Source organism: Enterococcus alcedinis, assembly GCF_014635985.1.
Classification (GTDB): domain Bacteria; phylum Bacillota; class Bacilli; order Lactobacillales; family Enterococcaceae; genus Enterococcus_I; species Enterococcus_I alcedinis.
The window spans coordinates 47,819-67,925 of record NZ_BMDT01000011.1 but is presented as its reverse complement, the minus strand read 5'-3'; the positions used below and the strand labels follow the sequence as shown (position 1 = coordinate 67,925).

Here is a 20,107-nt window from a genome sequence, read left to right as displayed (position 1 = left end):
AGAGAATCCTTGTCTTTTAGCCAATGGAAACCCCTTACGTGATAAAAGATGAAAGAAAGAGCCGTGACTATTTCTTCACGACTCTTTACAAATTCTGTTATTTATCGTCTTCTAAAGCCTGCTCTTCTTGAACATCTTCTTCAACTAATGTTTCACCTGTTCCAATACCATAGGCATCACGAACACGAGCTGACACTTCTGCGACCATCTCTGGGTGAGCCTTCATGTAATTCTTCACATTTTCGCGACCTTGACCGATACGATCTTCTTTATAAGAATACCATGCACCACTCTTATCGATAATATCTTTGTCTGCTGCCATATCAAGCAGTTCTCCCACTTGTGAAATACCTTCTCCATACATAATATCGACTTCGGCAATCTTAAATGGTGGCGCCACTTTATTTTTTACGACTTTAATTTTTGTACGGTTACCAACAATATCTGTACCTGATTTCAATTGCTCTGAACGACGAACTTCTAAACGAACCGTTGCATAGAATTTCAAGGCACGTCCCCCCGGTGTGATTTCTGGGTTTCCAAACATCACGCCGACTTTTTCACGAATTTGGTTAATGAAAATGGCAATTGTTTTAGTTTTGTTAATCGTCCCTGATAATTTACGTAAAGCTTGAGACATCAAACGGGCTTGTAAACCAACGTGTGAAGCTCCCATTTCACCATCAATCTCAGCTCGTGGCACTAAGGCTGCTACCGAGTCAATGACAATGATATCAACTGCGCCACTTGAAACTAAGGCATCCGCAATTTCTAGGCCTTGCTCCCCTGTGTCTGGTTGTGATAATAATAATTCATCAATATTCACGCCGAGATTTTCAGCATATAATGGATCCAACGCATGTTCAGCATCGATAAATGCTGCTGTACCACCATTTTTTTGGACTTCAGCGACCGCATGTAAAGCAACGGTTGTCTTACCCGAACTTTCAGGTCCATAGACTTCAACAATTCGTCCACGTGGATAACCACCGACTCCTAATGCCACATCCAATGCAAGCGAACCACTTGGGATAGTTGAAATCCGTTGATCTGCTTTTTCTCCGAGTTTCATAATAGAACCTTTACCAAAACTCTTTTCAATTTTCTTAAGTGCTGCATCTAAGGCTGCTTTACGATCATCTGCCACTTAAATTTCCTCCTCATGTTGAATCTTTTCATTTATATTCAATAGTATTTATTCATTTATTTGTATCCCTATCATAGCTTTTTATTTTTCAAAAAGCAAGAAAAAACGAACAAACATTCGCCTTTATTTAATTAATTCTTTCCTTAGCAAATCTAAACCTGCCATAACGGCTCGACTTTGAATTTTTTCTCGCTGCCCTGCTACTCGATAAAATTGACTGGTTACCTCTTCTTTTGTGGCTAATCCAATCCAAAAACTCCCTACGGCTTGGCCTTCCAATTCATCTGGTCCTGCAACCCCCGTAAACGCGAGTGCATAATCGGTTTTAGCCAATTTAAGACTTTGGCTAGCCATCGCTTCAACACATGCTTGACTCACGGTTCCATGTTCAGCAATTAAAGACGGATCGATCTGTAGAAAATCAATTTTAGTTTGAGCAGAGTAAGTCACAAAACCACCTGGAAAAACACTTGAAACGCCTGGTAATTCACCTAAACTTCGTTGAAAAGCACCGGCAGTTAAACTTTCTGCCGCAGTTACTCGTTGACCTTTTTCTTTTAATAATTCGACCACGACTTTGACAAGTGTATTCTCTTCACCATAACCATAGAAATATTGACCGACACGCAATTGAATCTTTTGTTCTAACTCATCTAGTAATGTTTTTGCAAGACTTTCATCCGTGGTTTTAACCGTTAAACGCAATGTTACTTCATTTTCTTTAGCATAAGGGGCTAAGGTTGGATTTTCTTGTGTCGCAATCAAATCAGCTAAATCCGTCACTAAACGCGATTCACCAATACCGTAAAAACGTAAGACACGCGAATATAATTGATTGGCTTCAGGAAATTGTTGCTTTAAAATCGGACGGGCCACTTGTCGAAACATTGGTTTGAGTTCTTTCGGTGGTCCAGGTAAGAGTAAGTACGATTTTTGACTGTCTTTAGTGGTATAAAAAATGCCCACTGCTAAACCTGTCGGATTTTGTAATGCTTGGCTATTGGTTAAAATCAGTGTTTGTAAGAAATTATTTTGGGTGAGTTTCTGGTTTTGTGCTTTTTCATAATCGAGTAGTTTTTGATAACCTAAAGGATCTTGAATCAGCGTTTCACCGACGTGTTCAGCCACAATTTGTTTGGTTAAGTCATCTTCTGTCGGTCCTAAGCCTCCACATAAGACAATCAAATCACTTCTTTGATCTGCTAACTGTAATTGCGCGCGCAATCGTTCACGATTGTCTCCTACCACGCTTTGATAATAGACATCAATCCCTAGGTTGGCTAATTCTTGCGCTAAAAAAGTAGCATTCGTATTAACGATTTGTCCTAATAATAGTTCTGTACCAACGGCGATAATTTCTGCTTGCATGAGCGACTCTCCTATCATTAACATACGTTTTTTTCTGCAATTCTTTTTAAAACAAAAGCAGAAAAAATACGATAGCGTACTCTTTCTGCTTCTAATTACATTGAGCCTTTAAAAACTTGTGTATTTTTTGCGAAATAATCAACGCCAGAATAAACCGTTGCCGCTAAACACACATATAACATGATTTGATCTAGTGGAAAACCGATACTTGAAAATGGGACGTTTTGGATTAATAGTAAAATAATCGCTAACATTTGTGTTGCTGTTTTTACTTTTCCAGGCCATGCAGCTGCCATAACTTCCCCGTCTTCAACGAGTAGTAAGCGTAAGCCGGTAACCGCTAGCTCACGACAAATAATCACTGCCACGATCCAAGCGGGGGCATAGCCCAACTCAACTAACATAATGAAAGCCGTCATGACTAACATTTTATCAGCTAAAGGATCAGCAAACTTACCAAAGTTCGTTACTAAGCCTTTCGCACGTGCGATATAACCATCTAACCAATCGGTAAAACTCGCCACCGCAAAGATAATCGCTGCGACTAAGTGCGTTACAGGTAATTGCACTCCAGAGATCGCTAACACACCCCAATCTAGGGGTAAAACTAAAATAACAATAAATACAGGAATCATTAATATTCTTAAGACCGTTAATTGATTTGGTAAATTCAATTGTCGCTCTCCTCTCTTTTTAAACCACTAATGATGCTTAGGCATACGTTAGTGTGACATTTAACTCTTTTTGTAACAGTTCAGGTGCATCTTTCGTAAAATCAACCAATTCTTGATTTAAGTGCATCTGAACGTTACTACTTGCACCGAAAGTAATCTTTACATTCGTCGCACCTTCAGGCAAGGTAATGCTTTGTTTTTCTTTTGGCGCTAAAGTGTATTGTAAAATATAAGCACCATCGACTTGGACGCCAACCCAACAACGATCATCTAATCCCGTAAAATCGAGTTGAACAGGTTTTTCGACATTTTCTACTTTGACTTCAGCTACACGTGGTGCCACATGTTCAATTGTCATCGCCATTTTTAGCTCTTCACTTGAACTGCTTGATTCCATCACTTCAGATGAAGTGGTCGTCTCTTTGATTGACTCTGCGACACTTGATTCTGAAGTCACTTCATTTTGCACTTCGACTGTCGAAGGGGTTGCAATCATTGGATTGGCTTTTTTATCTTGGATCGATAAGTAGCCGACAATAATTAGAATGGTCAGTGCAATTAAAGCAATCAAAATCGTCGGTAAATAATCCATCCACGTCCGATTTTTGCCTGGCTGATGTGTCGTCATTCGTGACCCTTCAACCGTTTTAATCGCTGGACGCTCCTTCGCAGGAGTCGTTGCATCTAGTTCTGTCTCACCATTAAATACCGCAACTAAATGGTCGCCATCTTCTCCAACAGCTGCAGCATATTGTTTTAAAAAAGTTCGCACATAATAATCGCCTGGTAATAAATCAAAAGCGCCTTTTTCAATTGCCTCTAGATAGCGTTTTTGAATTTTTGTCTTTTGCTGTAATTCGTCCAAGCTAATGTTTTTACTTAATCGGGCTTGCCGAAGTTTGTCTCCTATTAAAAGCTCGTTGCCCACTCGTCCATCTTCTCCAGTCTATATCATAAATTTTACTTTCCTTAGAATACCATAAAAAACCTGTCAAAATCCTCTTTTTCTTGAACCTCAAAAAAATTTTAATCTTCTTTTGTTAGAGGTTCTAAGTAGAAGCGACTAAAGTTCTCTTTTTTAATAAATTGTTCACCGGCACGTAAACAATCGGTTAATTCAATGCTTTGAATGATTTCTGGCAAATCGAATAATGTCAGATCTTCAAATAAATCTTGGGTAAATTGATTCGCTATGTATTCCAATGAATTCAGTGATTGGAAATATTTCCCTAACATCTTTTTCTTTAACAAAGTCAAGTTTTCTTCCGTCACGCCTGAATCTTCTTTGCCATTTAGCAAAATCTGCTCGATTGTTTCTGCAAACAAATCAGGGTTCGTTGTGTCGGTCGCAAAATCAGCAAAGTGAAAGCCACGATCAAATGAAAAATCAAAGCCAAACGTATCATCAATGATGCCTTCTTGATAAAGAGATAAATAATTAGCGCTCGTATTGCCTAAAAGCATTTGGAAATACAATTGAATCGCCGTACGAAAAACCAATTGTTCCTTCGCTGTTTCTGGTAAATCCGCTTCAAATCCACGAATACCGACCACAGCTTTTGTTCGATTAACGGGCATTTGAATCGAAGCAAATGGAATAATATCAGCAGATGTTTCTTCTGGGAATTGACGAACAATTTCTTTAATCGGGCTAAATGTTTTGGGTGATTGATTGTCCTTAATCCACTGCATCACTTCAAGTGGATCCATATCACCGACAATAAATAGCGTCATATTACTTGGATGATAGAACGTTTCATAACAACGGTACAAATCGTCCGCTGTAATTTCTGCGATGCTCTCGATTGTACCTGCAATATCGATATGTAGAGGATGTTTCGGATACAGGTTATTTAAAATACCAAAAAATTGGCGCCAATTGGGATCGTCTTGATACATTTGAATCTCTTGACCAATAATGCCTTTTTCTTTTTCAACCGTTTCTGGCGTAAAATAAGGCTCTTGTACGAAGTCGAGTAACGTTAATAAATTTTCTTTTATCCGATCGCTTGCCGAAAATAAATAACTTGTACGGGTAAAGCTCGTAAATGCATTGGCAGAAGCCCCTTGATCACCGAATTTTTGGAAAACATCGCCGTCTTCTTTTTCAAACAATTTGTGTTCTAAAAAGTGAGCGATTCCGTCTGGCACACTTTGTAATTCTTCGTTCGCATAGCCAAAAACATTGTCAATCGAACCATAGTTCGTGCTAAATAAACCATATGTTTTTTGGAAATCTTTTTTAGGTAGAAGATAGACTTTTAAGCCATTTTCTAATACTTCTTCATACAACGTCTCATTAATCTTGGCATAATTTTTTTTATTCATCATTTTGCTCTCCATTTAAAAAGAAGATTGACTCTAATTGAATTTGTTGTGCCACGGCTTGAACTTCTTCTTTCGTGACACGCATGATTTTTTCAATCAACTCTTCTTGATTTTGTTTCGTTTCAGGTAACCACGTATCTAAATAAGCCGTCTCAATCAACGCTTGCGGATTATCTAAAGACAATAAGTACTGATTTTTTAGCATCGCTTTCGTTTTGGCTAATTCTTCTTCTGTGACTTCTCCACGACCCAACGCTGCTAGTTGTTCACGAATCAAGGCCATCGCTGCTTCACGATTCTTCCCATCAATCCCAGTTTGTACTGATAAAAAACCACGGAAAGTATCGGCACTACTTGATGCATAATAAGCTAAGCTCTCTTTTTCACGGACGTTCATAAAGAGTTTTGAATGAGGAAAGCCACCAAATAAGCCGTTAAAAACCATTAACGCATAGCGCTTTGGATCATCATAATAAATGTTCGTTGCATAACCTAAGTTTAATTTTCCTTGTAAGACATTTTCTGTCATTGTTTCTTCTTGAATCGTTGACTTAGATAGCTGACGATAGAACATTGAAGGCGCTACTCGTTGCGTACGTGCAAAAGGTAATTGCTCGATTTCTTTTAATACCGCCGCTTCTGTGACGTCTCCTACGACAAAAAGATCAATTTGATCTTCTTCTAACATTTTTTGATACGTCTGAACTAAACTTTGCGTCGTTACGTCTTTTAACTCTTCCACTCGACCAAAACTTGGAGTTTTTTGATCTTCATCGTCGTTAAAAAAGAGCTCTTGTAGCTTCAAAGAGGCTAAGCTCTGTTTATCTTCTTGGATACTTTCGATATAAGCAATCAAGTTGTTTTTTTCTAAATCAAATGTTTGTTGCTCAAACTGGCCGTCTTGGATATTTGGGTAAAATAAAATTTCTTTCAAAAAAGCAACGGCTTCCGAAAAGACACTCGCTTGCTCAATGTATTTTCCATTTACTACCGTCATTGAAAGATTAACTTGATGCAAATTACCACGTTTGCCAACATTTAAGCCAAAGCTGGCACCATATAAATCGGCTAATTTAGCGCTAAGAGCTGTTTGGGTTGGATAGTTTAAACTATTTGTTTCTAAAATACTTGTTAGTAACGTCCGGCTTGCGGCATCTTTTTGCGTATGCTTAGCTGAGAAGCGTGCAAATAAACGAATCGTTTTATATTTTTCAGTTGGAATGACTGTTAAAGTAACACCTGGTTGGATTTGAATCGTCATTAAAAAGCTCCTTTTCCTAATAAAGTTATTCTATAATATTATAGCACAGGAAAAATTCAACTTGGTCTTAAAAGCGCTAAAGATACGCCTTCTTGTTGGTAATTTTTTTTAAAGAAGTTTATACTTAATTTATTCTATACGAAAGGGGTTTTATAATGAAAAAGTTAGGAAGCGAGTTTAAAGAATTTATTATTAAAGGCGATGCATTGAATCTTGCGATTGGGGTTGTTATTGGAGCAGCATTCACGGGAATTGTGACTGCCATTGTTGATAATTTAATTACGCCATTGATTGAATTATTTATTTCATTGTTTATCAAAGGCGACATGAATGATGCTTTAAGCGTGTTAACGTTTAGCGTAAATGGCGTGAAGTTCGAATTTAGTGTCATTGTTAGTGCAATTATTACATTCCTGATTACCGGCTTTGTCTTATTCCTTGTAGTCAAATCTGTGAACCATGCGAAAGCTTTGACCGCCAAAAAAGTAGAGGAAGAAGAAGAAATCACTTATACAAGCGAAGATTACTTAAAAGAAATTCGCGATTTATTACAAGCCAACGCTGATAAAAATAAATAACATTAAAAAGAACGATAACTTTCCTAAATTAGCGAAAGTTACCGTTCTTTTTTTTGATTAAATCATAATCGTCATCGTGGCTGCAAGTAAAATTAACCCTAAACCAACCATGGTTACTATCATTTCTTTTTTGGTTTTCTTTTGTTTTAAAACAAAGATTCCCGTCAATGTCGCTAATACCACCGACGTTTGCGATAAAATAAAACCAGTTGCTAAACCATTCATATTCGGTTGTGCCGAAATTAAATACGTTAATGCGGCAAAAGCAAAGAAGAAACCAGATAAAATTTGCTGATAGGAAACGACTTCTAACAAAGCCAAAGGTTCTTTGTCTTTGACACGTAAAACGACAGCGTAAATCACAGCCACAAGAAGCATGCCGATTGATTGAGGTAAAAAGGATTGCATGCCATCAATTGAAGTTGCTTGTGGTGCGGCTGAATAAGCCCAATAACCAATTTCACCAACTGCTAGCATCAATACCGCTTTTCGTAGTAATTGACTGCTTTCCTGTGTCTTTTTCTCCGTCCAAACGGTCATCCAAGCACCCAATATAATTAAGAGTAAAGCGAGACTACCGAAGATTCTTGCGGTCGTTCCTGGCCAATTTCCTAAGGCTAAAACGCCCCATAAAGACGCGCCCAATAGTTGAAAAGCGGTTGTAATTGGCATCGCTCTTGAAGAACCAACCAAGGCAAAGGATTTAAACGTAATAATTTGAGCACTTGCCCATCCCACACCCGACAAGATTGAAAAGAGTAAATCCATTCCGCCTGGTAATCCGATCCCTTTAACCATGGCAAAAACCAATGCAAAAATAAATGTTCCAAGTGTTGTCCCGACAATTTGATTGACCGGACGGCCACCAATTTTTGAAGCAACGGTTGGGAACAGCCCCCAACCGAGTAATGGACCCAGTCCAATTAATAATGCCATCGTATTCATTTAAAAAATCCTCCCGTTCTTTAAAAAACAACGCCACTTTCTAATAAAATATTGGCATAAGGTGTCATTTCCCCTGTACGAATAAAGGCATGACAATTGTTTAATTCTTGTTTCATCTCACTATGTGGAATAAACGTAATTGGCGTATCGCCAAGACGTTGTTGAATTTCTTTTAAAATTTGCGGATTTTCCGTTTTAATTTCTTCTGCCAAAAAAATACGTTGAACTGCTAATTCTTCTAAGATATTATTTAAAACAGCCATAAAACTTGGTACACCATTGGTGACAGCTAAATCGATTTTTTCCGTTGTTGCTGGCACAGGCATCCCCGCATCTCCAATACTTAGTTTATCGAAGTGCCCCATTTGAGCAATCACTCTTGAAATATCTGAATTGATAACTAGACTTTTTTTCATTGGTTAAATCTCCTCGCTTAATTCATTTTTATAAGGAATCGAAGGCTGTGCGCCAAAACGTTGGACCGTTAGTGAAGACGCCTTGTTGCCATAACGAATCGCTTCTTCTAAATTACTAAAATCTTTTTTCAAGACACTGCTTAAACTACCGATAAACGTATCTCCAGCGGCAGTTGTATCAACCGCTTCGACTTTGAACGCCGGAACCATACCGCTGCGTCCATCTACGCTATAAAAAGCACCTTTACTACCTACCGTAATAATCACCGCTTGGATTCCCCAATCATGTAATACGGTTGCTGCTTCCTGCATACTCGCTTCATCTGTGATTTTAATCCCTGTTAAAATCTCTGTCTCTGTTTCATTTGGTACAATCATGTCTGTCACTTTTAATAATGCTTCTGGTACTTTAGTAAAAGCGGGCGCAGGATTTAAAATTGTCACTACATCGGCTGCTCTGGCAATCGTGAACGCTTCGATTGTGCTTGCTAGAGTACTTTCAAATTGGGCAATTAAAAAATCGCTTTGCTCAATTGTCTGTTGGTGCGCTCGCACGTGAGCGGGTGTGAAGGCATTGTTGGCTCCTGCATGAATCATGATACTATTTTCACCTTGACTGTCGACGGTGATGTACGCTTGTCCGGTTGCTTGATTTTCAAGCGTTACCACACCAGTCAAATCAATCCCTTCTTGCGTTAATAATTCAAACATGACTTGTCCGGCATCATCTTGTCCGATTGCTCCAATAAATTGCGTTTTGGCTTCTGAACGTTTCGCTGCGACTGCTTGATTGGCGCCTTTTCCTCCACCTGATGAAAATATTTCTTTTGTATGCATCGTCTCGCCTGGTTTAGGCATTTTTTCCACTCGGATTGTCCGATCAAGATTAATACTGCCAACGATTGTAATCGTATTCATTTCATTCACGCTACCTTCTCTTGATTTTTTTATTCTTGTATAATTATTTTTTAAAACGTTTTATTAAAACGTTTTAATTCTGTGACAAAAATATAGCACACCTTGAAAGCTATTTCAAGGGTGCCGTTGAAAATCGTTGAATCAGCTCAACAGCTAAGGTTTTTTCTTCCCATTCTTTTTCTGGATGTTTAATTCGATCGAGTAAGAGTTCCGCCGATTGTTGCCCCAATTCAAAGATTGGTTGAGCGATTGTCGTTAACTGTGGCGTCACAAACTCACTCATTTCAACGTTATCATAACCAACAACGCTGTAATCTTCAGGAATTTTTTTCCCTGCTTCTTTTAAACCTAAATAAAGACCAAAAGCAATCTCGTCATTTATCGCAAACAATCCCGTTAATTCAGATTGGCTAATTTCAACAGCCGCTTTGCGTCCAGCAGCTTTTGACAATTCACTATGGATCATTTGAGCCTCTGGGTAAATCGATTGAAACCCCGCCAATCTCGTGCGAATATTTGCTGAGGCATTCTCCGGCATCACGACTGCAACTTTTCGGTGACCTAGAGCAAACAAATGCTCCGCGGCTAACTGCCCTCCACGATAATCTTCCGTTAAAATCGCATCACTAAACCCTTCCGCCTTCTTTTGATCAAGGACAATAAAGGGTAGATTTTTCTTACGTAGTGTTTCATTGATTGCTTGATTTGAAATCGCTGAACTGGCAATAATAAAACCATCCACGCCTCGACGACTCAATTCTTCTAAGTGCTGACTTTCTTTTATTTCATCTAAATCGGCATTACACAACATCGGAATAAATTTTTCGCGATACAAAACATTTTCAATCCCACTTAACAACGTACCAAAAAAAGGATTCGTAATATCGGGTACCAAAACGCCAATCGTCTTACTTTTTTTCATAATCATCCGTCTCGCAAAATAATCCGGTTCATAATTAAGTGACGCTTTCGCTTCCAAAACTTTTTCGACCGTTTTTGGACTAAATTTATCTTGGTTATTATTTAAAATTTGTGAAACCGTTGCAATCGAGACACCTGATTGTTTGGCTACATCTTTAATTGTCACCTTTTTTTTCGTCATTTGATTCGCTCCTGCTTCAAAAACGCTATCTGTTTGCGTCTTTTCTATTGCTATTTATTTTAACACCTGAAAGCATGCTTTAACAGTTTTAAGATAATAAAAAAAGAAGCCAAAGGATATCCTTTGCTTCCATTTTTATTATTTACAGTACTTCTTTACCGAAAAACTCAATCTCAACTGTTTTTGTTAAAACATCCGAGTAACTATAAGAAACACGTTCAAAAGAGTTTTCATTTGGATCTAAATCCACCACGAAGACAGACGGGTAAGTCTCGGTTAAAATTCCTCGACGCTCAGTCTGACGTTTACGTCCGGTCTGGGCAACTAACATAATCTCGCTCCCAATACGTCCTTCTAAATCTTTCTTAATCGTTGCTAACGTTGTTGGCATTGCGTTCACCTCACGGGTGTTATCATAACATATTTTATAGAAAATTACAAGTTTATCACAAACTAATTTCGATTACAATTAGAATTCGCTCATTTTCTTCATTTTTCTCTTATTTATCGTTAAAAGAAGCAATAATTTTTCGTCTTGAGCGATTATAAGCACTAAACAGACTCGGATCGAGTGTTTCTATTGGTTTTTCCAAACACAAAGATAACGCTTCCAATTCTAGATTTGAGAGGCTTGCTTTACTTTCTTCAAACGCTTCCTGCACTAAAATTTGTTGTAAAGGATCTTGAAAATCATTCGTATATTCGCATAAATCCTCAAAACCATCCGTAATTGTTTGTTCAAAGGAAACCGCCCCGATATTCGATTGACGTTTGTAAGCAAACTCCCGACGGATCAAGCTACGGACACGATTTTCAAACGCCCGTTTAAAAAACGAACCAAGTGAGGCACCATGACTTGATTCAAAGGCACACAAACAATCGTAGAAAACAATAAAGCCTTCTTGTAACCAATCTTGTTCGTCTAAATCGCGTAAATAATATTTCTTACGTAAGGCATAAACAAGTGGTCGATACTGATGGTATAGCTCCTCTAATGCTTGTTCATCTCCTTGTTTCGCTGTCAAAATTAATTTTTTCTGCATCAAAAACGCCCCTTTTCATTTTACTAAAAGGAGCGTATCATCTTATTCACTTAAATATTCTCATTCAATGGGTCACTTTTTGTCATTTTCTTTTCTTATGACTTAATTCATTTAGTTTTCCACTTAAACGTTCCAACTGTTCTGTATTCCAAGGCGAATTGCGACGAAAATGACTAAAGTGGATTTCTTTTCGGTGAACCTCAATATTTTGATCATTTTTTTCAACGAGTTTATACAACTCACGGGCAGATATCCGCAAGGCACCTTGCGAAAAGATCACCCATTGTTCAGCTAAATCGCTGGTTGCTACGCTGACTTGGGTGACAATATTGTTGCGCTCACCAGCTAACTTTTCGATATAACTATCCGCTGTCACGCCCTCTTCGGTAAAAATGACTTCTAGTTGGTGTTGACGATAACTTTGTGTAATTCCTGGAACGAGTTGGGCATCGAACACAACAATAATTTCAATGCCCTCATATTTTCCGTAACTTGATAATCGCTTTAATAGTTGCTCACGTGCTTCTTCTAAACGATCTTGATTTTTTAATCGAACGAGTTCTGGCCAAAAGCCAATCATATTGTAACCATCCACGATTAATAAATCTTGTTTCATAAGTCACCGAAATTTCTCTGACGGAATACCTCATACATTAGTAGACTCGCTGCAACAGACGCATTTAAACTTTGAACGTGACCAGTCATCGGAATGGTTAACATCTCATCGACTTCTTTTTTCAAGCCTTCACTCATGCCGCTGCCTTCATTACCAATAATTAAGGCAATCGAACCTTGGGCATTCCACTTGTTATAAGAAGTTCCTTCCATGTCTGTCCCAAAAATCCAGAAACCTTGCTCTTTTAATTCTTTGATTGTTTGACTTAAGTTGGTGACACGCGCAACGGGCACGTGTTCTACAGCGCCCGTTGAAGTCTTCACAACAACTGGTGTAATCCCAACTGATCGGTGTTTCGGAATAATAATACCATCGACACCACTTGCATCTGCTGTTCGCAAAATCGAACCAAAGTTGTGTGGATCGGATAATCGATCTAAGATTAGATAAAAAGGATTTTCTTTTTTCTGAGCTAGGAGTTCGGATAATGATAAATAATCATAAGGCGTAATCGCTAAAACAACGCCTTGATGCACGGCATCTTGTGAGAGGCTATCCAATTTTTGTTTTGGTACCCATTTCACTGGGACTGCGGCGGTTTGAGCCAATTCTTTTAAATCGTTAATCTTGTCGCCTCGTGCATCTTCTAAAATAAATAATTTATTTCCGCGACCTTCTTTGATTGCTTCCGCGACAGCATGGTGACCAAAAACAAAGTTTTCGGCAATTTCTTCCGCTGTTTTCTCATGTTTTGTATCATTCCCTTGATAGGAATCACGGCTTTTATTTTTACGATTAAACGATTCTTTCTTGTCAAAAGAATGTTTTTTACCCTCGTATTTCGGTGTCTGTTTTTTCATTGTTCTCTTTCCTTTCTCGCTAAATATCGACTTGTTGAATACACCAGTCTATTAGCTCTTCTAAGCGTTCCTTTTGTTCGGTTAGGTGTAAGTATCCCATCAGCGATTCAAAGCCTGTCGACATGCGGTACGTCTTAATATCGGTATTTTTGGCACTGGTTTGGCTTTTACTGTTACGACCACGACGATAAAAGTCTTCTTCTTCAGTTGTTAAGATGGATTCCTCAAGCATTTTTTCAATAAAACTCGCTTGTGCTTTGGCTGAAACATAATGGGTTGCTAAACGGTGCAATTGATTCGGTCGTGTTTGACCAATTGCAACTAAATGTTGGCGAATATAAATTTCATAAATCGCATCGCCAACGTAAGCTAAAGCTAAACCATTTAATTGACGGTAATCTTTCATTTTTCTCTTCTCCAACGGGTACCTTGTGGCGTATCTTCCAAAATAATCCCCTGTTCTTTAAATAAATCACGAATTTCATCACTGCGGGCAAAATTGCGATCGACGCGAGCCTGGTTTCTTTCCGCAATCAGCGCTTCGACTTCATCATCAATTAAGTCTTGTTGGAAATAAATCCCAAAAATACTGAGTAATTCACGGAAATCTTCAAGGACTTTTGCAATCACATCACTCGAAACAATCGTTTCTTGTGCATAAATATTTAACCATTTCGCCATTTCGTATAAGACTGTGACACCATTGGCTGCGTTAAAGTCGTCGTCCATTTCTTTCGTAAATTGTGTCATTAATTGAGTCCACTGCGAAAGTCGTTCAGCATCTTGTTCCCTTGTCTTTTGACTGTCTTTTAAGCGGAAATCAAGATTTTCGTAGGCAATTCGTAAACGATTCAAATTGGTTTCTGCTTCTTTAAAGGTCGTTTCACTATAACGTAGCGGGCGACGGTAATGCGTCGTTGCTAAGAAAAAGCGTAAAACTTGCGGATCGATTTCTTTGACCATCTCATGAACCGTGACAAAGTTTCCTAGAGACTTACTCATTTTTTCTTCGTCTTCACCAATCGTCACAAAACCATTGTGCATCCAGTAGTTCGCAAATGTTTTTCCAGTTTTGGCTTCGCTTTGGGCGATTTCATTTTCGTGATGCGGAAACTCTAAATCTTGTCCGCCACCATGAATATCAATCGTCTCGCCCAAGTGTTTCGTAGCCATCACGGAACACTCAATATGCCAACCCGGACGTCCCGCTCCCCATGGCGCTTCCCATGAAATCTCGTCTTCTTTGGCGCTCTTCCATAAAGCAAAATCGAGTGGGTCTTCTTTGATCTGTTGCTCCTGACCGGTTCTTTGACTCGCTCCTGTTTCTAACTCATCAATCGATTGATCGCTTAATTGACCATATTTTTCGAATTTACGTGTGCGGTAATAAACATCGCCTTGTGCAACATAAGCATAGTCTTTGGCAATTAACGCTTCAATAAAAGCAATAATATCTGGAATATGGTCCATCACTTTAGGATTTAAGCAAGCTGGCTTAACCTCTAAAGATTGCGTATCTTGATTGAAAGCTTCAATAAATTTTTGGGCAATTTCGGGTGCTGTTTTTCCAACTTCTTTGGCTGTTCGAATAATTTTATCATCGACGTCAGTAAAGTTTAAAACGTAATTCACTTCGTAGCCACGATACTCTAGGTAACGGCGAACGGTATCGAACGCCACGACACTACGACCATTTCCGATATGAATATAATTGTAAACAGTTGGTCCACAAACATACATCCGGACTTTGCCTGCTTCTATCGGTTTAAATACTTCTTTTTGACGGGTTAAGGTGTTATAAATTTGAATCATTTGTATTCCCCTTTCATTTCATTTGCAACGAAAAAGCGCCTTTTAAATAAGTTCCCTTATTCAAAAGACGCGTGTTTGGCGTGGTTCCACTTTTTTTTACAGAAAAATGCTTCTGCCTTAACGCGTAACGTGCTTTTTCGTCTTTAGTTTTCACTAAAGCCACTCCCAGGTGCATTTCCTGTTTCTTTTTGATTGCTCTCAGCGACCGCAACCTTTCTGAAAAAAAAGAAATCAGTACTTCGTCTGTTCAACGTGTTTATTTTATAAAACTTGATTTAAATGCGCTAATGCTTTTTCTTTGCCTAATAATTCAACCGTCTCTGGTAATTCTGGACCATGTGTTTGGCCAGAAACAGCGACACGGATTGGCATGAATAAATTCTTGCCTTTCACGCCTGTTTCTTTTTGAACAGCTTTAATCGCTGCTTTAACCGTTGCTGCTTCAACGACATCCATTGCTTCAAGTTCTGCTTTAAAAGTGGCTAGAACTGTCGGCACGGTCTCACCAGCTAAAACTTCTTTCGCTGCGTCATCTAGTACAGGATGCTCGGTGAAGAATAAACTTGATAATTCCGTAATTTCAGCTGCAAAACTCATTTGTGGTTGATATAAACCAACGATACGTGTAAACCAGGCTTGTTTTTCTGGTGTTAATTCTGCTTCTAACAAACCAGCTTTAACGATAAACGGTAAACACATTTGTGTTAACGCATCTAAGTCCATTTGTTTAATGTAATGGTTGTTAATCCACTCTAATTTTTTCGTATCAAAAGCTGCCGGTGATTTACTCAAACGAGCCGTATCAAACATTTTAATGAATTCTTCTTGAGAGAAAATTTCATCTTCGCCAACTGGTGACCAACCGAGTAATGAAATGAAGTTAAACATCGCTTCTGGTAAGTAGCCTAAGTCACGGTATTGTTCGATAAATTGTAAAATCGATTCATCGCGCTTGCTTAGTTTTTTGCTTGTTTCAGGGTTAATAATTAATGTCATGTGACCAAATGCTGGATATTTCCAACCAAATGCTTCATAAATCATCATTTGTTTTGGTGTATTCGCAATATGATCATCCCCTCGTAAAACGTGGGTAATTTTCATTTCATGGTCATCAACGGTTACTGCAAAGTTGTATGTTGGCATACCATCACGTTTTAAAATAACAAAATCGCCACCGACATTGTCTGATTCAAAGACAATTTCGCCTTTTACAAGGTCGTCAAAACGGTATTCTGTATTACGTGGTACACGGAAACGAACGACTGGCTCGATGCCTGTTGCTTCTTTTGCTGCTTGTTCTTCCACCGATAAGTTGGCACATTTACCGTTGTAACGTGGAATTTCGCCACGGCTACGCTGCGCTTCTCTTTCAGTTTCTAATTCTTCTTCCGTACAATAACACTTATAGGCACGGTTGCTCGCTAATAATTGATCGATTAATGGTAAATAGATTTCTTTTCTTTCTGATTGACGGTAAGGACCATAAGCGCCTGGTTTTTCTGGCGATTCATCCCACTCAATCCCTAACCATGCAAGGTTTTCTAATTGGCTCTCTTCACCGTGGTCAATATTACGTTTTTGGTCCGTGTCTTCAATTCGAATAATAAACTCGCCGCCATGGTGACGAGCAAATAAATAATTAAATAAAGCAGTTCGAGCATTCCCGATGTGTAGGTGCCCTGTTGGACTTGGCGCATAACGCACACGAATTTTTGTCATAATGTTCATCCTTTTTTATAGGCTATTTTAGTCGTCTATCACTTCAGACAACCACTTGTCTAGAATTGTACATTTTATAAGAAGATTAGTAAAGGCTGGCCTACATAAATCGTTTTATTTCCCTTTTAGTTCTTCTTCAGCCTTTGTAATGCCACGTCTTGAATGGGATGGTCTGGCAAATATCATTCGACCGGCAGCTGTTTGTAGCGCACTTGTGACAACGACGGTTAGTTTTTCATTCATATAGTGTTGACCATCTTCGACCACAATCATCGTGCCATCATCTAAGTAAGCGACCCCTTGTTGGCGTTCGGTTCCAGCTTTAACAACCACCACTTCCATTGTTTCACCAGGAATAACGACTGGCTTCACGGCATTCGCTAACGCATTGATGTTTAGCACAGGGACATTTTGAAATTCAGCGACTTTGTTTAAATTATAGTCATTTGTCACGACCACGCCATCTAATAATTTTGCTAATTTTAATAACTTACTATCGACTTCGGCAATATCCTCAAAGTCCCCTTCATACATCTCAACCGAAATGCCTTCTTCTTTTTGCAGTGCATTTAAAATATCTAAGCCACGACGACCACGAACTCGTTTTAAATTATCGCCTGAATCGGCAATGTATTGTAATTCATAGAGGACAAAATTCGGAATTAAAATCGTTCCTTCTAAAAATCCGGTTTTCGCGATGTCATAAATGCGACCATCAATAATAACGCTCGTATCCAATATTTTATATTTATGAAAATAGTCATCGACTTTGCGATCAAGAACTTGCTGCTCGTTTTGTTGCTCTAGTTTTTTATTTTTTGAGCTAAACACCTTCATCCATTCTTCCACACGAGTCGTGCCCATTTGGAAGCCAAGATAACCAAATAATAACATTAGTACGACAGGCACCACGCTATTTACAAATGGTAAATTCCAAGCAAAAAATGGGATGGAAATAATCACACCGATTAATAAACCAATAATCGAACCGATGGAACCGAATAAAATATACGATAAACTAAGTTCACTCATCGCTTTTTCAAGTTTTTTAAGACCAGCTGAAAGATAATTCACAATTAATAATGAAAGTAAGAAGAAAATAAGTGCACCTAATAAACTGTTTGTTACTGGATTGTTCAGCCAATCGTTTGTTCCATAACCTAATGCTTTCCACGTTGTTGGTAATAATGAAATCCCTAAACTCGCACCCGCTAAAACTAATAGTGCGCGAATAATTCTTTTTTGCATAACTTAACCTCCTATTTGATTTTTATTTTTTGTAAAACAAAACTTATTTATCGAGCCAAAACGTCCAAATAATAGCCTCTGATTTGAAACGGCATAAATGAGGCAGTGTCTCGGTCATAAGTTAGAATGTTTTTGAAAGTAAAGAACACTTTCAAATCATTCTTGCCTTACGACTCGACACTAAATGCTTCATTTGTTGCCTCTGATTAAAACGGTATTTTTTAAGCAGTCACTCAGAGATAAGCCTTCTCCGATAAAAATGAAAGTGCCATTTTTTCGGAGAGTTTGCTTATCTTTCGTGCCTAAACGCTTTAAAAATAACCTCTAACTGAAACGGCATTTCTTGGGCTGACTCTCAGAAATAAGACTGCTTTCGAATAAAATCAAAAAGCGATTTTTTCGTAAGCTGTACTTATTTATCGAGCCAAAGCGCCCAAGTAATAGCCTCTATTTTGAAACGGCATAAAATGTGCAGCGACTGCGGAGATAGGTGGTCACTAGAATAAAATCAAAGAACGATTTTTTCTAACGCCCTCCTATCTCTTGTCGCTAAGCGCTCATTTTATAGCCTCTTATTTGAAACGGCATTTTTGATGTAGGGGTTCGGTAATAAGCCAAAATATTTTTGAAAGTAAAGAGCACTTTCAAACGATTTCTTGCTTATTACTCACCCCCTAAACGCTTCAAAAATAGCCTCTTTTACTTAAAAACTTTTCTTAGGGCTTCTTCTAGTGTTGCGACTGGAACGACTTCGATATTCTTGGGTGGGGTCCAGTTGACTAGGTTGTTTTTCGGAACATAGACTTTCGTGAATCCTAGTTTTTGGACTTCTTTAACCCGTTGTTCAATTGATGTAACGCGACGAATTTCACCGGTTAGACCAATTTCACCGATAAAACACTCCGTAGGACTCGTCCCTTTTTCGTTGTAACTAGATGCGATACTGATGGCTAGTGCCAAATCAATCGCCGGTTCGTTGAGTTTTACACCACCTGCGGCTTTTAAATAGGCATCTTGGTTTTGTAAGAGTAATCCTGCTCGTTTTTCTAAAACGGCCATAATTAATGATACTCGATTAAAATCAAGCCCTGTCGTTGTTCGTTTGGCATTACCGAACATGGTTGGTGTAATTAATGCTTGGATTTCAACTAAGAGCGGGCGAGTTCCCTCCATCGCAACGACAATGGATGATCCTGTCGCGCCTGCTAAACGTTCTTCTAAAAAGACTTGTGAGGGGTTAGCGACTTCATACAAGCCACCCTCACGCATTTCAAAAATACCAATTTCATTTGTTGAACCAAAACGGTTTTTGACCGCTCGTAAGATTCGGAAGCTTTGATGTTGCTCGCCTTCAAAATACAAAACGGTATCCACCATGTGCTCTAACATACGCGGCCCGGCAATCGAGCCTTCTTTCGTCACGTGACCGACAATAAAAATTGCAATGCCATTTGTTTTGGCGATTTTCAGTAATTCTGCGGTCGTCTCACGAACTTGACTCACACTCCCAGCAACACTACTAATATCTGGTTGCGTCATCGTTTGTATCGAATCGATAATCACATAGCTTGGTTCTAACGTTTCAATCGCTTTACGAACGTCAGTCATATCGGTTTCTGCGTATAAATAAAACTCATCACGCGTTGCTCCTAAACGCTCCGCACGCATCTTGATTTGTTCAGCACTTTCCTCACCAGAAACGTACAGCACCTTACCACCAGTTGCCGCTAATTGCTGCGAAACTTGTAATAAGAGTGTTGATTTTCCAATTCCCGGATCGCCTCCAAGTAACACCATCGATCCTGGAACAACACCTCCACCTAACACGCGGTTTAATTCCTCTAAGTCGGTTTTCACACGCGGTTCTTTCCGTGCAACGACCTCGTTTAAACGCATCGGCTGCATTTTCTTACCTGTTAAGGTCGTACGACTTCTGCGATCAGATGTATCTTGTATTTTTTCTTCCACTAATGAATTCCAGCTATTACAATTCGGGCATTTTCCCAAATAACGTGGCGAAATATAACCACAGTGTTGACATTCAAAATGTGTTTTTGCTTTTTTTGCCAATG

Annotated in this window: 20 protein-coding genes and 1 other annotated feature; of the genes, 1 reads left to right on the top strand and 19 read right to left on the bottom strand. The window is 38.8% G+C overall.

The window, feature by feature from the left end; all coding sequences use genetic code 11:
* Positions 1-97: 97 nt before the first annotated feature.
* The 6 genes from recA to yfmF all read right to left on the bottom strand — a co-directional run bounded on the left by recA (position 98) and on the right by yfmF (position 6,778).
* Complete coding sequence (gene recA / locus IEV09_RS10660; RefSeq protein WP_188368290.1) at positions 98-1,147, bottom strand: recombinase RecA; 1,050 nt, start codon at positions 1,145-1,147, stop codon at positions 98-100.
* A 123-nt stretch (positions 1,148-1,270) separates the two neighbouring features.
* A complete protein-coding gene (locus IEV09_RS10655; RefSeq protein WP_188368289.1) occupies positions 1,271-2,515 on the bottom strand; it encodes a competence/damage-inducible protein A in 1,245 nt (414 codons plus the stop codon).
* Positions 2,516-2,610: 95 nt separating this feature from the next.
* On the bottom strand, positions 2,611-3,189 hold the full coding sequence (gene pgsA / locus IEV09_RS10650) for a CDP-diacylglycerol--glycerol-3-phosphate 3-phosphatidyltransferase (protein ID WP_188368288.1): 579 nt from the start codon (positions 3,187-3,189) through the stop codon (positions 2,611-2,613).
* 37 nt (positions 3,190-3,226) lie between these two features.
* The gene (locus tag IEV09_RS10645) at positions 3,227-4,117 is read right to left on the bottom strand and encodes a helix-turn-helix domain-containing protein (protein ID WP_188368287.1); all 891 of its coding nucleotides are present in this window, start codon (positions 4,115-4,117) and stop codon (positions 3,227-3,229) included.
* Positions 4,118-4,215: 98 nt separating this feature from the next.
* The gene (gene yfmH, locus IEV09_RS10640) at positions 4,216-5,517 is read right to left on the bottom strand and encodes an EF-P 5-aminopentanol modification-associated protein YfmH (RefSeq protein WP_188368286.1); all 1,302 of its coding nucleotides are present in this window, start codon (positions 5,515-5,517) and stop codon (positions 4,216-4,218) included.
* Positions 5,510-6,778: an EF-P 5-aminopentanol modification-associated protein YfmF gene (yfmF, locus tag IEV09_RS10635; protein ID WP_188368285.1), complete on the bottom strand. Its 1,269-nt coding sequence runs from the start codon at positions 6,776-6,778 to the stop codon at positions 5,510-5,512. Before yfmF ends, yfmH begins: the two co-directional genes overlap by 8 nt.
* 155 nt (positions 6,779-6,933) lie before the next feature.
* Between yfmF and mscL the strand changes: the two genes are divergently transcribed.
* Positions 6,934-7,356: a large conductance mechanosensitive channel protein MscL gene (gene mscL, locus IEV09_RS10630; protein WP_188368284.1), complete on the top strand. Its 423-nt coding sequence runs from the start codon at positions 6,934-6,936 to the stop codon at positions 7,354-7,356.
* Positions 7,357-7,413: 57 nt separating this feature from the next.
* On the opposite strand, the gene rbsU is transcribed toward mscL, so the two are convergent.
* From rbsU to radA, 13 genes are all read right to left on the bottom strand, one after another.
* Entirely contained in the window at positions 7,414-8,301 is an 888-nt protein-coding gene (rbsU, locus tag IEV09_RS10625) for a ribose/proton symporter RbsU (protein ID WP_188368283.1), read from the bottom strand.
* 20 nt (positions 8,302-8,321) lie between these two features.
* A complete protein-coding gene (gene rbsD / locus IEV09_RS10620) occupies positions 8,322-8,717 on the bottom strand; it encodes a D-ribose pyranase (RefSeq protein ID WP_188368282.1) in 396 nt (131 codons plus the stop codon).
* 3 nt (positions 8,718-8,720) lie between these two features.
* A complete protein-coding gene (gene rbsK, locus IEV09_RS10615) occupies positions 8,721-9,635 on the bottom strand; it encodes a ribokinase (protein ID WP_188368325.1) in 915 nt (304 codons plus the stop codon).
* Between the two features lie 109 nt (positions 9,636-9,744).
* Complete coding sequence (rbsR, locus tag IEV09_RS10610; protein WP_188368281.1) at positions 9,745-10,737, bottom strand: ribose utilization transcriptional repressor RbsR; 993 nt, start codon at positions 10,735-10,737, stop codon at positions 9,745-9,747.
* A 142-nt stretch (positions 10,738-10,879) separates the two neighbouring features.
* The gene (locus IEV09_RS10605) at positions 10,880-11,128 is read right to left on the bottom strand and encodes a Veg family protein (protein WP_188368280.1); all 249 of its coding nucleotides are present in this window, start codon (positions 11,126-11,128) and stop codon (positions 10,880-10,882) included.
* A 109-nt stretch (positions 11,129-11,237) separates the two neighbouring features.
* Complete coding sequence (locus tag IEV09_RS10600; RefSeq protein WP_188368279.1) at positions 11,238-11,780, bottom strand: sigma factor; 543 nt, start codon at positions 11,778-11,780, stop codon at positions 11,238-11,240.
* Between the two features lie 82 nt (positions 11,781-11,862).
* On the bottom strand, positions 11,863-12,396 hold the full coding sequence (locus IEV09_RS10595; protein ID WP_188368278.1) for an NYN domain-containing protein: 534 nt from the start codon (positions 12,394-12,396) through the stop codon (positions 11,863-11,865).
* Positions 12,393-13,256 (bottom strand): 23S rRNA (guanosine(2251)-2'-O)-methyltransferase RlmB, encoded by an 864-nt coding sequence (rlmB, locus tag IEV09_RS10590; RefSeq protein WP_188368277.1) that lies wholly within the window; start codon positions 13,254-13,256, stop codon positions 12,393-12,395. Before rlmB ends, IEV09_RS10595 begins: the two co-directional genes overlap by 4 nt.
* 19 nt (positions 13,257-13,275) lie before the next feature.
* Positions 13,276-13,662, bottom strand: a complete 387-nt coding sequence (locus IEV09_RS10585) for a Mini-ribonuclease 3 (protein ID WP_188368276.1) — start codon at positions 13,660-13,662, stop codon at positions 13,276-13,278.
* Positions 13,659-15,068, bottom strand: coding sequence for a cysteine--tRNA ligase (cysS, locus tag IEV09_RS10580; RefSeq protein ID WP_188368275.1), 1,410 nt, complete (start codon positions 15,066-15,068; stop codon positions 13,659-13,661). Before cysS ends, IEV09_RS10585 begins: the two co-directional genes overlap by 4 nt.
* A gap of 60 nt (positions 15,069-15,128) precedes the next feature.
* Positions 15,129-15,328: a binding site (T-box leader), on the bottom strand.
* 1 nt (position 15,329) lies between these two features.
* The gene (gltX, locus tag IEV09_RS10575) at positions 15,330-16,787 is read right to left on the bottom strand and encodes a glutamate--tRNA ligase (protein WP_188368274.1); all 1,458 of its coding nucleotides are present in this window, start codon (positions 16,785-16,787) and stop codon (positions 15,330-15,332) included.
* Positions 16,788-16,901: 114 nt separating this feature from the next.
* Positions 16,902-18,035: a PIN/TRAM domain-containing protein gene (locus IEV09_RS10570; RefSeq protein ID WP_188368273.1), complete on the bottom strand. Its 1,134-nt coding sequence runs from the start codon at positions 18,033-18,035 to the stop codon at positions 16,902-16,904.
* Positions 18,036-18,734: 699 nt separating this feature from the next.
* Positions 18,735-20,105 carry a DNA repair protein RadA gene (gene radA / locus IEV09_RS10565; protein ID WP_188368272.1) on the bottom strand — a complete coding sequence of 457 codons (1,371 nt, stop codon included), beginning with the start codon at positions 20,103-20,105 and terminating at the stop codon, positions 18,735-18,737.
* Positions 20,106-20,107: the final 2 nt, after the last annotated feature.

What these genes read in the sequence shown, in the direction of transcription:
- IEV09_RS10655 (WP_188368289.1), bottom strand. Translation starts at nt 2,515, where the DNA reads ATGCAAGCAGAAATTATCGCCGTTGGTACAGAACTATTATTAGGACAA.
- yfmH (WP_188368286.1), bottom strand. Translation starts at nt 5,517, where the DNA reads ATGAATAAAAAAAATTATGCCAAGATTAATGAGACGTTGTATGAAGAA.
- yfmF (WP_188368285.1), bottom strand. Translation starts at nt 6,778, where the DNA reads ATGACGATTCAAATCCAACCAGGTGTTACTTTAACAGTCATTCCAACT.
- mscL (WP_188368284.1), top strand. Translation starts at nt 6,934, where the DNA reads ATGAAAAAGTTAGGAAGCGAGTTTAAAGAATTTATTATTAAAGGCGAT.
- rbsU (WP_188368283.1), bottom strand. Translation starts at nt 8,301, where the DNA reads ATGAATACGATGGCATTATTAATTGGACTGGGTCCATTACTCGGTTGG.
- rbsD (WP_188368282.1), bottom strand. Translation starts at nt 8,717, where the DNA reads ATGAAAAAAAGTCTAGTTATCAATTCAGATATTTCAAGAGTGATTGCT.
- rbsK (WP_188368325.1), bottom strand. Translation starts at nt 9,635, where the DNA reads ATGAATACGATTACAATCGTTGGCAGTATTAATCTTGATCGGACAATC.
- rbsR (WP_188368281.1), bottom strand. Translation starts at nt 10,737, where the DNA reads ATGACGAAAAAAAAGGTGACAATTAAAGATGTAGCCAAACAATCAGGT.
- IEV09_RS10605 (WP_188368280.1), bottom strand. Translation starts at nt 11,128, where the DNA reads ATGCCAACAACGTTAGCAACGATTAAGAAAGATTTAGAAGGACGTATT.
- IEV09_RS10600 (WP_188368279.1), bottom strand. Translation starts at nt 11,780, where the DNA reads ATGCAGAAAAAATTAATTTTGACAGCGAAACAAGGAGATGAACAAGCA.
- IEV09_RS10595 (WP_188368278.1), bottom strand. Translation starts at nt 12,396, where the DNA reads ATGAAACAAGATTTATTAATCGTGGATGGTTACAATATGATTGGCTTT.
- rlmB (WP_188368277.1), bottom strand. Translation starts at nt 13,256, where the DNA reads ATGAAAAAACAGACACCGAAATACGAGGGTAAAAAACATTCTTTTGAC.
- IEV09_RS10585 (WP_188368276.1), bottom strand. Translation starts at nt 13,662, where the DNA reads ATGAAAGATTACCGTCAATTAAATGGTTTAGCTTTAGCTTACGTTGGC.
- cysS (WP_188368275.1), bottom strand. Translation starts at nt 15,068, where the DNA reads ATGATTCAAATTTATAACACCTTAACCCGTCAAAAAGAAGTATTTAAA.
- gltX (WP_188368274.1), bottom strand. Translation starts at nt 16,787, where the DNA reads ATGACAAAAATTCGTGTGCGTTATGCGCCAAGTCCAACAGGGCACCTA.
- IEV09_RS10570 (WP_188368273.1), bottom strand. Translation starts at nt 18,035, where the DNA reads ATGCAAAAAAGAATTATTCGCGCACTATTAGTTTTAGCGGGTGCGAGT.